The 13498-nt window shown below is 57.8% G+C and carries 11 protein-coding genes; 6 read left to right on the forward strand and 5 right to left on the reverse strand.

Annotated features, from left to right (window positions below):
• The first annotated feature begins 222 nt into the window (after nt 1–222).
• Nucleotides 223–615, forward strand: coding sequence for a hypothetical protein (locus FAES_RS19490; RefSeq protein ID WP_015332937.1), 393 nt, complete (start codon nt 223–225; stop codon nt 613–615).
• A gap of 54 nt (nt 616–669) precedes the next feature.
• On the opposite strand, the gene FAES_RS19495 is transcribed toward FAES_RS19490, so the two are convergent.
• Nucleotides 670–1926 carry an aspartate aminotransferase family protein gene (locus FAES_RS19495; RefSeq protein ID WP_148289411.1) on the reverse strand — a complete coding sequence of 419 codons (1257 nt, stop codon included), beginning with the start codon at nt 1924–1926 and terminating at the stop codon, nt 670–672.
• A 100-nt stretch (nt 1927–2026) separates the two neighbouring features.
• Here FAES_RS19495 and FAES_RS19500 point away from each other — a divergent pair, with 100 nt between their 5' ends.
• Nucleotides 2027–3151 carry a hypothetical protein gene (locus FAES_RS19500; RefSeq protein WP_015332939.1) on the forward strand — a complete coding sequence of 375 codons (1125 nt, stop codon included), beginning with the start codon at nt 2027–2029 and terminating at the stop codon, nt 3149–3151.
• A gap of 2 nt (nt 3152–3153) precedes the next feature.
• Here the strand turns inward: FAES_RS19500 and FAES_RS19505 are convergent, their stop codons facing one another.
• From FAES_RS19505 to FAES_RS19515, 3 genes are all read right to left on the reverse strand, one after another.
• Nucleotides 3154–4368, reverse strand: coding sequence for a hypothetical protein (locus FAES_RS19505; RefSeq protein ID WP_015332940.1), 1215 nt, complete (start codon nt 4366–4368; stop codon nt 3154–3156).
• A gap of 83 nt (nt 4369–4451) precedes the next feature.
• Entirely contained in the window at nt 4452–5273 is an 822-nt protein-coding gene (locus FAES_RS19510) for a type 1 glutamine amidotransferase (protein ID WP_015332941.1), read from the reverse strand.
• 119 nt (nt 5274–5392) lie between these two features.
• Nucleotides 5393–6493, reverse strand: a complete 1101-nt coding sequence (locus FAES_RS19515) for a carboxylate-amine ligase (RefSeq protein WP_015332942.1) — start codon at nt 6491–6493, stop codon at nt 5393–5395.
• A 177-nt stretch (nt 6494–6670) separates the two neighbouring features.
• Between FAES_RS19515 and FAES_RS30430 the strand changes: the two genes are divergently transcribed.
• The 4 genes from FAES_RS30430 (at nt 6671) to FAES_RS19530 (ending at nt 12560) form a co-directional block, all read left to right on the forward strand.
• Nucleotides 6671–6814: a hypothetical protein gene (locus tag FAES_RS30430; protein ID WP_158408794.1), complete on the forward strand. Its 144-nt coding sequence runs from the start codon at nt 6671–6673 to the stop codon at nt 6812–6814.
• Nucleotides 6815–6934: 120 nt separating this feature from the next.
• Nucleotides 6935–9232, forward strand: a complete 2298-nt coding sequence (locus FAES_RS19520; RefSeq protein WP_015332943.1) for a B12-binding domain-containing radical SAM protein — start codon at nt 6935–6937, stop codon at nt 9230–9232.
• A gap of 130 nt (nt 9233–9362) precedes the next feature.
• On the forward strand, nt 9363–11105 hold the full coding sequence (locus FAES_RS19525; protein WP_015332944.1) for an alkaline phosphatase D family protein: 1743 nt from the start codon (nt 9363–9365) through the stop codon (nt 11103–11105).
• Nucleotides 11106–11183: 78 nt separating this feature from the next.
• Entirely contained in the window at nt 11184–12560 is a 1377-nt protein-coding gene (locus FAES_RS19530; protein WP_015332945.1) for a cystathionine beta-synthase, read from the forward strand.
• 85 nt (nt 12561–12645) lie between these two features.
• Here the strand turns inward: FAES_RS19530 and FAES_RS19535 are convergent, their stop codons facing one another.
• A complete protein-coding gene (locus tag FAES_RS19535; protein WP_015332946.1) occupies nt 12646–13431 on the reverse strand; it encodes a hypothetical protein in 786 nt (261 codons plus the stop codon).
• Nucleotides 13432–13498 lie beyond the last annotated feature (67 nt).

The raw sequence follows: 13498 nt of genomic DNA on the forward strand, positions 1-13498 counted from the left end.
CGGCAGGTTTTTTTATGCGCAATCACGAAGCGCAGACGAACACCTATGGGCTGATTAGCCTGAACCAGTAGGCCCGCTAAGTAACAAAGCCGCTCCATCAAATAACATAAGGATAATCTGTGGAGTTAATAGGATTTCAGGGGAAGATCTGTATTTTTACTAACCGTTAAGCTTTTCTTTTTCGGCGCCTTCCTCCTTTTACCATCTTGACTGGTGTAAGTCATGGCTCCTACTCAACTTCCGACCGAACGGTTCGCGCTGTATGAGCACGAACATCAGCAATGGCTCAACGCCCTTGCTTTTTACTCTGATCAGGAGACCTACTTTGAGTCGCTCCTGTCACGCGTCTGCGATACCACCGCCGACTACGAAGTGGTTAGCCGGTCGGGATCGTTCCGACAGTGGTTCGTCGGATTGCGCTCGCAGATGGCTCAATTGTGCGAACTGATTGAGCAGGAGAAGGTGTCATCGCGGCAGGGCATGCCCAACTGGCAACGCCGCCAGGAGATCGACGAGCGCCACCGCCGCATGCGTAGCGGCTACCAGATGCTCGAACAGCAGTTCATCACCGTCCGCCAGCAGTTCTACGCCTTCATCACGCCGTACGTGCAGTGATGGGTAGTCTGGATAGTCAGTTGTAAAAAACGACTTTCCAGACTCCGTACTTTTTTATAACTGACTATCCAGACTACCCATTAACAGCTCGCAGGCCAGCCGAATTTCGTCGTCGGTAATAGTGAGTGGGGGCGCTATGCGCATGGAATTGTCGCAGAATAGAAACCAGTCGGTAATTACGTGTGTCTGATCGGCCGATGGTCGGCCGGCTATAAGGCCCATCGCCCGATCGATGATGGGCTTCAGCACGGCAAACGACTCGAATTCGACGGCCATCATCAGCCCTTTACCACGTACCTGCCGGATGGTCGGGTGCACCAGCAACGACCGGATCAGGTCGCCTTTCCGCTGGGCGTCGGCGTAGAGGCGTTCGTTACGTATAGTCTGGAGCGTTGCCAGCGAAGCCGCGCATGAAACCGGGTGCCCACCAAACGTAGTGATGTGGCCCAGAATCGGATTATTCTTAAACACAGCCATTATTGGCTCCGGAGCCATAAACGCGCCGATGGGCATCCCACCGCCCATGCCTTTGGCGCTTAGCAGGATGTCGGGCACAATAGGCCCCGCCGGGTCGAGGCTATGGTGAAAGCCCTGAAACGCCCAGAACGTACCTGTACGACCAAACCCCGTCTGAATTTCGTCAAAAATCAACAGCGCCCCCACCTCGTGGCAACGTACCTGCACGGCTCGTAGGTAAGCCGGGTCCGGCACGCGTACGCCGGCCTCGCCCTGCACCACTTCCATAATCACCGCCGCCGTACGGGCTGTAATCTGCGCCAGTTCATCGTGGTTACCATGCCCTATGTGGCGCACGTCGGGTAGCAACGGGCGGTAGTTCCGCTTGAAGTTCTCATCGCCGCTGAGCGACAGGGCACCCTGCGTGGAGCCGTGGTAGGCGTTATGGCAGGCGATCAATTCGGTACGACCTGTGAACCGCTTAGCCACTTTCATCGCTCCTTCTACCGCCTCGGTGCCCGAATTGGTGAAGTACACGTTACTGATAGGGCCGTAGGGCGTGGTGGCACCCTCGAGGCTTTCGATGAGGGCATGGGCAAGCTGCGCCTGCGGCCCCTGCACATACTCGCCATAGACCATCAGGTGCATGTATTTGTCGAGTTGTGCCTGCACCGCCGCCAGCACCGCCGGGTGCCGGTGCCCCACGTTGCTGACGCCGATACCCGAGATCAGGTCGATGTAGCGTGCGCCCGCCGTGTCGTATAAAAAAACGCCTTCCGCCCGGTCGATTTCCAGCGCCAGCGGGAAGTCAGACGTTTGGGCGAGGTGTTGAAAAAACAGTTGTCGATGTGTCACTATTAATGCGCTATTGGTTGTCAACCGCCGTCATTCTTTGTTACTTGTCGGTGTCAAAACGAACAACCTTGACGACCTTTCTTCCTTAACCGCTCCGTTTATGAAATCAGTTCTATTCGTAGCCCTGCTTCTGCTGACGAGTTTGGCAGGTGCGCAGGCGCAGGTGACGCCCGTCGATACGGCGTCCGGCAAACCGTATTACATTCTGCTCAACGATGGCAGCCATATTTTCGGGCGTATCGTGCGGCGCGACAGCACCATGTACACCGTGAAGATGCGCAGCGGGCAACTTACCTACGTAGAGCGGGCGCTGTTCAAGGCCGTCAGCGGCATTGCGCCCGTCTCGGCCGACTCGACCGTTTACTACATCAACAACGCACAGCCAACCCGCCTAACGTCGTCGACCGTTTCACCAGGTCAGTACGTCATCACCCTGGCCGACGGCACTACGCTGCGCGGGCAGGTGCTGAGCCAGGACACCAGCCGGGTGGTTGTGCAGACGACCAATATTGGCACGGTCTACGTACCGGCCGCGCAAGTCGTTCGGATGGAGCGTGGAAACGTTCGGCAAGCCAGACCCGGCCTGCACCCGGCCGAAGGGTACCCGAACCTCTTCCCGCAATACATGATTTTTACGCCCACCGCCTACCAGGCCGAGCGCGGGCGGGTGTATTACCGCAACAGTCTCATTTACTTCAACCAGATCGACGCGGGCCTTACCGATAACTGGAGCGTGGGGGCGGGCTTTTTTACGCCCTTTGCCTTCATCTGGGCGGGCTGGCTGTCGACGAAAGTGTCGGTGCCGCTGGGCCCACGCGCCCGGATCGGCGTACAGGGACAGTACCTGTTCGGCGGCGTCACCCTGTTCCGTTCCGATGGCATCAGCACCAACTATGTGCAGGGCGTTCTGTCGCTGGGCAGCAGTCAGAACAACCTGACGTTTGGCTTTGGCCGAAGCTTTAGCCGTGAGTCCGACGGGTCCATCCTGACGCTGGGTGTTGTGCGCAAAGTGGGGCCGCTGGTGTCGTTCATCAGCGAAAACCAGCTTATCGTAGGCTCGCGGGGTATTAACAGCGGCAAAGCAGGGGCCGGTATACGACTCGACCGGCAGCGGCATTCGTTCGATATTTCGGCGAATCTGGTCATTGGGCTGTTCGACTCCAACTTCCGCACCAACGCTAACTTTCTCCCCTGGGCGACTTACCAGTTGCGAATCGGGCAGTAAGGCTACTGCTCGAACAGCGCCACGGTGCCGCCAACCCAGTCGAAATCTTTGTTGAAGCGCACACCAATCATCTCGCCCCGGCTCAGTCGCGCCAGGTTGATGATCAGTTGCGGTTCGGCGGCTTCTTTCGGCCAGATGAACAGCAGGCGGATTTCGCACTTCACCGGCCCGTCAGGCGACTGTACGATGGGTTCGTACTGCACCTTGCGCTGCAACAGGTAGTTGCCACGCTCGGCGGCCGGAATGGCGTCGATATCGGCGGCGGTTACGTGGATCTTTACACCGCTGCCCGCAAAAGAAAACAGCGGCTTCAGCACGTACTTGTCCAGCTCTTCGGCGGTCCCAGGTACGTCGCCATTAGGCAGGTCGTTCAGGTAATAGCTTTTGGGTACGTAGGGGCTGTCGAGCAGGGGCAGCGTGTATTTGCTGATTCGGAAAAACCAGTTGGGATGCCCCACCCATTCCACATCGACGTCGTCAGTGAGGTTGAACTCGGTCTTCAGGTCGGGGATGGCGGCCAGTTCGTCGAAAATCAGCCGGTTATAAATCCGCCGGATACGTACCTGACGACCGTCCCTTTCGTAATACAACGCCCGACCATCTTTTTTGATCTTGGTGAGGCAAACCGCGTCGATACCGACGTAGTGTTTTGTCAGGGCAAAATCGACGCGGGTTTTCTGCGTTTCGGGATAAATCTCGAGCAAAATGACCTCTTCGGGCTGGCAGTCGCCCAGCACCAGTTCGCGCAGTTGCTGCACGTACTCGGCGTTGGAATGCACCCCAAACAGGTGGCTGACGGTGTCGCTGATCGGGAAATGCGCCCGGAACGTCTCGGTTAGATACGGCTGGAAACCATACAACGATGGAAACCCTTGTAGCTCGATCAATTGCGGCTCCAGCTCACCCGTTTCTGGATTACGACAAACGGCAAAATCCACGGCCATGAATGTGGTGTGGGCGTCCTCGTTGGGTACCCGCTGACCAGCCGGAATAGCCGCTTCGGTTTGCTGTTTGAAATCAGGCGCCGTAATCGTCCGGATAATGTCGGCGCAGGCCTGCTGCATCTTCCGGGTCAGGTCGCGTCCCACAAACACGGGGGTTTCGGCGATCCGAAAGTCGAGCTGATTCGGCCAATCGGTCTGAATCTGATCGAGCATGGCCTGATACCGTTCGGTGGTAAAGGCCTGATTGTATTGATTACGGAGGGTTTCGATCATAACGGTTTGGGTAGTGAAAACCAATAAGGTCTAGGCGGCGCCGTTTTAAAACCTTGTAGGTCTGCTGGGGCCTGCAAACGATGTTACGCGGTTTCCAGCACGCTAGGCGTCTGGGCCACCAGCGCCGTCCGCAGGAATGTGGGCAGAATAACGGCTTCCGTCAACGCAATTTTGTCGGGGTCGCGCAGGTAAGCTACCATCTCGTCATACTTAGCCTGACTGTAGTTGTCGATGATCTGACGGCGTTTTTCGTCCTGCAAAAAATACCGGAGCATCCCCTCGTCGTCGGCTTCGGGGTGAAATTGCGTGCCAAAGACCTCATCGGAAAACCGGATCGCCATGATAGCCCGTTCGAGGTTGACGTGCGGCCGGATTTTTTCGAGGCAAAGCAGTTTTGCACCCATCGCCTCAAAGGCCTCGTCGTTGGGCTCGGTCAACTGGTAGTCGCGCGAGTCGACGGCGTAGAAGGGATTCGGTAATCCCTCGAATAGGGGTTCGGTGAGGTCGCCGCAGGTCGAGTGGACCGGAAAAATGCCAAACGACGTCGATTTGCGTTTGCTCAGCGTACCGAGGTTGAAGTGCCGCGACACCAGTTGAAACGAGTGGCAGATCAGAAACAGGTGTTTCTTCTGCTCCTGCGTTTGGTTGTGGGTAAACAGGGCGTCGATGAACGCAAAGTAGGGGGCCTCCCACGCCTCGTCGGACGGCAGCGGACTACCCGGCCCGCCCGTCGAGATGTAGGCATCGTACGACAGGTCAGGTACGTGGTTGTTGGCCCGCACGTTGAATACATCGGCAACAAATGTCAGGCCTTCGGTTTGTTCAACCAGCTGGATCGCCTGCCAAATACAACGCATACCTTCGTTGGCATGGTTGTCATACATATCAAGGATTGCAATTCTCATCTCTAGTTAATGTACAATGTATAATGTACGATGTACAATGCTTTTACGAAACGAAGTAAGTGGCTCATTAGCAGACCCATTATACATCGTACGTTATACATTGTACAGTATACTATCAACTACCTGATACCGTATGAAGTTTCCTTGACGATGTAATCGACCACCGCTTTCAGATCGTTGGTTTCGTTGAAAACGGCCAGTTGGCGGTCGGCGCCGGTGCCATTTTTAAGGATTTGCTGCACGTATTCGCACTCTTCGCGGCTACCCAGGTCATCGACCACGTCATCCACAAAATCGAGCAATTCGAGGATCAGGTTGGGCGTGGGAACCTCTTCCTGCTTCCCGAAGTCGATCAGTTTGCCTTCAATGCCGTAGCGGGCCGCCCGCCATTTATTTTCAGCGATGAGCACCCGGCGATAGGGCCGGAAATTGAGGTTCTGCTTTTGGAGCTTGTAGATCTTGGCCACCAACGCCTGCATGATCGCCGCCAGACAAACGGTCTCGTCGACGCGCATGGGTACGTCGCAGATGCGGAATTCGATGGTGTCGAAAAACGGGTGCAGGCGAATATCCCACCAGATTTTCTTGCCGTTGTCGATGCACCCCGTTTTCACCAGCAGGGCGATGTACTCGTCGTATTCAGCGGCGCTGCTGAAGAAGTCGGGGATGCCCGTGCGCGGAAATTTGTCGAACACCTTCGACCGGTACGATTTGAACCCGGTATTACGCCCGCACCAGAAAGGCGAGTTGGTCGAGAGCGCGTAGATGTGCGGCAGGAAATAACGCACCGCGTTCATGATCTGGATGCCTTCGTTGCGGCTGGCGATACCCACGTGCACGTGCATCCCGAAAATCAGGTTGGACCGGGCCACGTCGCGCATTTCTTCGATGAGCCGGTCGTAGCGTTCGTTGGGTGTGATCAGCTGCGCCTGCCAGTCGGAAAATGGGTGTGTGCCGGCCGAAGCAATGTGCAGATTCTGTCGGTCGGCCAGTTCCATAATCTCGCGCCGCAGAAACGTAACTTCCTGCCGGGCCTCCTGAATATTGTGGCAAATGTTAGTGCCGACTTCGACCACTGCCTGGTGCATTTCGGCCTTCACGCGCTCCTGAAGGATGATCTGCCCTCCATCGACTAATTTCGACATGTGGGAGCGCAGTTCACGAGTTACGGGGTCAATTGTCTGGAATTCTTCTTCAATACCGAGGGTGAATACAGGCATATGGGTGCGCGTTGAATACGAACAACTCGTTCGTTGTAAACGCTGAAACTAGGCGATTGGCACAAGAGTCGCAACGATCGTTACGGTTTTTTGCATAAAACTACTAAAGCGGTAGATTTCTAGTAACAGTCTGCGGGTCGACACAGTTACGGCTGTATTGGTTACCGAAAAAACGTTATGACAAACTATCCGAAAATGAATGGCTTCCGATTTTGCGTGCTGCTGGCGCTGGCGGCCACGGGAGCTGTGGCCAGTTGCCATAGTGACAATTCAAGCGTAACACCGACCCGATCGGCCGTACTCACGACTCCGAACCGCTAGCCGACGCGGAATTAAGCAAGTGCATTCATAGTTTAAGGTTTGGGTTGAAGGCTGGCCTGACGCACGATTGCCGACGCGTCAGGCCAGCCTTCAACCCAAACCTTAAACTGTGAATCCATTTTGCGCCTCCTCCTGCTTACGCCGCCGTTTACCCAACTCAATACCCCCTACCCGGCCACAGCCTATCTGAAAGGCTACCTGAACACGTTGGGCCGCCCCAGCGTGGCGACGGGCGATGGATCGGCGCTGCCCATCAGCACGGCGCAGGCGGATCTGGGTATCGAGACCATTCTGGCGCTCTTCTCCCCTACCGGCCTGGCGCAGGTGTTCGACGCCGTCGAGGCAGCGGTTGAGCAGGGCGTTTCGCTATCGGAAAACAGTGAGCGGATCGTGCGGCTGCGCGACGAGTATCTGGCCACCATCGGCCCCACGATCCGGTTTTTACAACACCGCAACCCCACGCTCGCCCACGCCATCGCCGGACGTAGCTACCTACCCGAAGCCGCCCGCTTTGCCGAAGTCGACGACCTCGAATGGGCTTTCGGCACGATGGGCTTGCAGGACAAAGCCCGCCACCTGGCTACGCTCTATCTGGAAGACCTCAGCGACCTGATCGTGGAAGCGCTCGACCCGCATTTTGGGTTTAGCCGCTATGCCGAACGGCTGGGTCGATCGGCGGCCCACTTCGATGAACTACACGAGGCCCTGCAAGCCCCAAAATCGCTGATTGGGCACCTGTTGCTGCAACAGCTCGACCGGCACATGGCCACTTTTGCGCCCGATCTGGTGTGTTTGTCGGTGCCGTTTCCGGGCAACCTGTTCGGGGCGCTGCTGTGCGGGCAACACATCCGGGCAACGTACCCAGCCGTGAAGGTGGTACTAGGAGGCGGCTACGCCAATACCGAACTCCGCACCCTGGCCGAACCCCGCCTGTTCGATTACGTGGATTTTGTCAGCCTCGACGATGGTGAAGCGCCGTTGCGGTCACTGATCGAGCACCTGCTGGGGCAACCCCGCCACGGCGGGGCAAGCTCCCCCCAAACCGATTTGAAGCGGACGTTCATCCGCAACGCCGAGGGGCGGGTGATCTTCTGCAATGGCGCCAGTGAAAAGGACGTACCGCAACGTGAAGTGGGCACGCCCGACTACACTGGCCTGCCGCTGACCGATTACCTTTCGGTGATCGAGGTCACCAACCCCATGCACCGCCTCTGGAGCGATGGCCGCTGGAACAAGCTCACGCTGGCGCACGGCTGCTACTGGGGCAAGTGCTCTTTCTGCGATATCTCGCTCGACTATATCGCCCGCTACGAACCCGTCACGGCGGCCCTTCTTTGCGACCGCATGGAGGAACTGATCGCCCAGACGGGCCAGAACGGCTTTCACTTTGTCGACGAAGCGGCCCCGCCTGCCCTGATGCGCGACGTGGCCCTCGAAATCCTGCGGCGCCGCCTCACCGTCGTCTGGTGGACCAACATCCGGTTTGAATCGGCGTTCACGGCCGACCTGTGCCAGCTCCTGAAACTGTCGGGCTGCATTGCCGTGTCGGGCGGGCTGGAAGTAGCCTCTGACCGGCTGCTGGCGAAGATGAAAAAAGGCGTCACCGTGGCGCAGGTAGCCCGCGTGACCGACCACTTCACGCAGGCGGGCATCATGGTCCATGCCTACCTGATGTATGGCTTCCCAACGCAAACCGCCCAGGAAACTGTCGATTCGCTCGAAATGGTGCGGCAGTTGTTTGCGGCGGGCGTGGTGCAGTCGGGCTTCTGGCACCGCTTTGCCATGACCGCCCACAGCCCCGTGGGCCTTCACCCCGCCCATTTCGACGTGACCCGCATTGATCCGCCGGGGGCGGTAGATGGGCTGGGGCCATTCGCCAACAATGACCTCGACCACCTCGACCCGCTGGGTGCCGACCACGATCGCTTTGCCGAGGGTCTGCGGAAGTCGCTGTTCAATTTCATGCATGGCGTAGGGCTCGATTTCCCGCTCAAAAGCTGGTTCGACTTCCCCATTCCAGGTACGTCGGTGCCGAAGCGGTTTATCGAAAACGCCATCGCCGAGCCGGATCAACCCGCCCGACCCCGCGCCAACGCGCTGGTTGTCTGGCCCGGCCGCAAACCCGATCTGGCGATCCTGACCCAGCGGCAGGGAAAACGGGTGGTCAGACAGGCCGAGTTACTGCTGGCCCGGCGGCAGGACGACGTGGTAGTGGATATGCCCGCCGAGTTAGGCGAGTGGCTGCTGGCGATGTGGCCCAAACTCAGCACCCAGGCCCCCGCACCGTTGACCTATGCCCACTTCAAGGCTGACTTTGACGCAGCCGGTCTGGGTACGTCCATACCGGGTACGTTCGATGCCTTTCTGCTGTCGGAAACCTGGGCTGATTGGCAGGAAGCAGGGTTGTTGATCGTCTAGGTAGCAAACGGTCCACCGGCGAATCAATTTACGCGGGGGCTTAACGCACAGATAACGTACCCGGCGCCGCTTGAATGGCCGTCAGACGTACCTTCGTAGCTTAGCAATCCGCTATAAAATCGACGCTCTGATGGCCAGTAAACAGACAATTAACCGCCGCGACTTTATCGAAAAATCGGCACTGGGTAGCCTCATTCTGTCTACCGTGCTGGTGGGTAGCTGTACCAAAGATCCAGACCCTGGCCCCACCGACCCCAACCAACAGGGTAGCTTTGCCCACGGTGTCGCCAGTTTCGACCCAACCGATAATCAGATCATCCTCTGGACGCGCGTTTCGCCCACAAACGCCTCGTCTACTAAAGTGTCCCTAACGTACCAGCTGGCTACCGACAGCGGCTTCCGGACGGTCGTTAAGACCGAAGCCGTCGACGCGCTGGCCGACGATGATTTCACCGTCAGCATCGACCTGAGCGGGCTGTCGTCCAACACGCCCTACTTCTACCGTTTTACTATTACCGGCACCGATACCACGTCGGTAGTAGGCGAAACCCGGACGCTGCCCAAAGGCGCTGAGCGCAACGAAGTAAAAATTGCCTTCTGCTCGTGCTCCAACTACCCGGCGGGCCTGTTCAACGTGTATGGGGCCATTGCCGCCTCCGACGCCGACGTAGTGCTGCACCTGGGCGATTACATCTATGAATACGGTGCCGGTCAGTACGGCTCCAACCCGACCACCATTGGCCTGAACCGGGCGCACCTGCCCGCCAACGAGATTCTGACGCTCGACGATTACCGGACGCGCTTCAAACAGTACCGCACCGACGCGCAGTTACAACTGGCGCATCAGAAAAAGCCGTTTATCTGCGTCTGGGACGACCATGAAGTGGCTAACGACGCCTGGAAAGATGGCGCCCAGAACCATCAGGCGAATGAAGGCGCGTTCAGCACCCGCAAGGCCAACGCGCTGAAAGCTTATCACGAGTACATCGGCATCCGCACGCTGGTCGACGCGCAAATCTACCGCAGCTTCACGTTTGGCAACATCCTGAACCTGCACATGCTCGATACGCGGTTGATTGGGCGGGATAAGCAACTCGATTACACCGCCTACGTGAACAGCGCGGGCCAGCTGGATACGGCCGCTTTCCAGCGCGACTGGCTCAATCCGCAGCGCACCATGCTCGGCAGTGCGCAGCTCAGCTGGCTGGGGCAGGCGCTGGGGTCAGGCACGGCAGCCTGGCAGGTGCTGGGGCAACAGGTATTGATGGCCAAGATGTATTTGCCCATCGAACTACTGCTAAGCATCACGCAGGCCGAAGCCGAAAGCACACAGGGCACCATCAGCCCGGCCACGATTCAGCGCGTGCAAAGTCAGGTGCTGGAACTGACCGGCCTCAAGAGCCGAGCGCTGGCGAAAGACCCCACGCTGACCCCGCAGGAGCTAGCCCGGGTGAACACCGTGCTACCCTACAACCTGGACGCCTGGGACGGCTACCCGGCCGAACGCGAAGCGGTCTATGCGCTGGCCAAAGGCAAAAAACTGATTGCGCTGGCCGGCGACACGCACAACGCCTGGTATTCCGATCTGCTGGCCAACGGCGGGGCACTCGTCGGGCGGGAAGTGGCTACGCCCTCAGTTACCTCGCCGGGATTTGAAGGCATTGTCGGTAACAATCCAACCATTCTGAGCATCTTTGAGCAGGCGCTGATGCTGCTGATCGACGATTTGCAATACGCCAATATTTCGAAGAAAGGCTATTCGATGATCACCTTCAGCCCGGGCCGGGCCGTATCGGAATGGCGGTACGTCGAGAACATCACGGCGCCAAACACCGCCACGACTGTGGGCCGTACCGAAACCATTACGGGGTAGACGGTAATCGAAAAGTTAGTACTTTTCAAAACCTATAAGGTCTCGGAGGCCTTATAGGTTTAACAATACCTCATCAACATGAACTACTACAACTCCATCATCGACACCATTGGCGATACGCCGCTGGTAAAGCTAAATAAGGTCACGAAGGGCATCCGGGGCACGGTGCTGGCGAAGGTCGAATACTTCAACCCCGGTAATTCGGTGAAAGACCGCATTGCCATCAAGATGATCGAAGACGCTGAAGCAGCGGGACTCATCCGGCCGGGCGGCACCATCATCGAAGGCACCAGCGGCAACACGGGCATGGGCCTGGCACTGGCGGCGATCGGCAAAGGCTACAAATGCATCTTCACGATGGCCGACAAGCAGTCGCAGGAGAAAATCGATATTCTGCGGGCGGTGGGCGCCGAGGTGGTCGTTTGCCCTACCAACGTCACACCCGACGACCCGCGCTCCTATTATTCAGTGGCGAAACGGCTGAATCAGGAGATACCCAATTCGCTGTATCCTAATCAGTACGACAACCTGTCGAACACGGCGGCGCACTATGAAACGACCGGACCCGAAATCTGGCGCGACACCGAGGGGCGCATCACCCACTTTGCGGCGGGCGTAGGCACGGGCGGTACCATCTGCGGCACCAGCAAATTCCTGAAGGAGCAGAACCCCGGCATCGTGTCGGTGGGTATCGACACCTACGGCTCGGTGTTCAAGAAATACAAAGAAACCGGCGTGTTTGACGAGGGCGAGATTTACCCCTACCTCACTGAAGGCATCGGCGAAGACATTCTGCCGCAAAACGTCGATTTCAGCGTGATCGATCACTTTGTGAAAGTCACCGACAAAGACGCGGCGATTATGGCCCGGCGGCTGGCGCGTGAAGAAGGCCTGTTTGTGGGCTGGTCGTGTGGATCGGCGGCGCACGGGGCGCTCGAATGGGCCCGCGAGCACCTGCAAGATGACGACGTGCTGGTGATTATCCTGCCCGACCACGGCACGCGCTACCTCGGCAAAATCTACAACGACACCTGGATGAAAGACCACGGCTTCCTGGAGTCGCGGCAGTTTGCGACGGCCCGCGACATCGTGCGGTCGAAAAACGGGCGTAGCAGCCTGACGACCGTGGAGCAGCAGATGCCGGTCAGCAAGGCCATTCAGTTGCTCAATCAGCAGGGTATTTCGCAGATGCCCGTCACCGATGGCAGCGGCCACATAGTGGGTAGCCTCACCGATTCATCGATCCTGACGCGCCTCATCGACGACCCAACGGTTAAAGATCAGCCGGTGGAAACGGTGATGGACAAGCCCTTCAAATTTGTGGGTTTAGACAACACGCTCGACGTGCTCTCGTCGCTCATCGACCGCGACAACAAAGCCCTGCTCGTCCGCGACGAACAGGACCACATCCACGTCATCACCCAGGCCGACCTGCTGGCCGCCGTGAGCCGGTAAGGGAATGAATAATGTATAATGGGCTCGCGCATCAGTAGTCTTGCGCCAGCCCATTATACATTATTCATTGTCCATTATTCATTCCTCAACGAGGCCTCGCTTTGGTCAGGCGTTGCTCGAAGAGGAGTTCAAGGGGATTGGCGCCGGTGGGGTACGTGATGTTCAGGTACATTGCCTCGCGCGCTTTGGGCAGGTAGACGTACCCACGCACCGACTGACCGGGCTCCACCCGCGACCGTTTCATGGCGAGTTCGCGCCAACGGTATTCTTCAAACTGAAAGCGCTGCATCTTGTCAGCGAAGGTGCCGTGGTCGATTACCCGCTTGGCCTGAAGCGCCGTGTAGGCGACAGCCAGGTTATTCTGCGTGTTGATGTACTGGCTGAACTCGCGGCCATTACGCTTCGGGGCCGTGGTTGAGGCCACGTCGGCCGCCACGATTGCCACCATCAGCACCGTATTCAGAATCTTGTTGCGCTTGAGGCGGGCTTGTTCCTGCCTGATCTTCTGGGGTACCCGCTCGATCTCGTAATCCGGGTCGGCGGCCTGCCGGAAGTCGACGGTGCCGGGTTGCGCGAGCGGTTGCCGGTTAGCATCGAGCAACGTCATCCGAAACGCCGACGGGTCAATGTCAAGCGTGCGGTTGGTGCGGTTTTTTACCTCCACGTCGAGCGCAATGTATTCCATGTCTTCGCGCTCAAACGAAGCCACCACCTCCACGCTGTCGGCGGTGGTTTTGGTCACGCTTCGCCCGTCGATCTGCGCGACATCGCCCGATACGGGCTGTAGTTGGTAATACTGCGTGGCACAACTGCTGAGCAGCCACACCATAGCAAGCCAACTACCAACGATACGTAAAGCTCTTGTCTTCATAATCCATCCGATTGGTTTCCCCTTTGAGTCACGAAGCGGCCACTGGTTTAATAACCAGATGACGACA

Source organism: Fibrella aestuarina BUZ 2 (assembly GCF_000331105.1).
GTDB lineage: Bacteria > Bacteroidota > Bacteroidia > Cytophagales > Spirosomataceae > Fibrella > Fibrella aestuarina.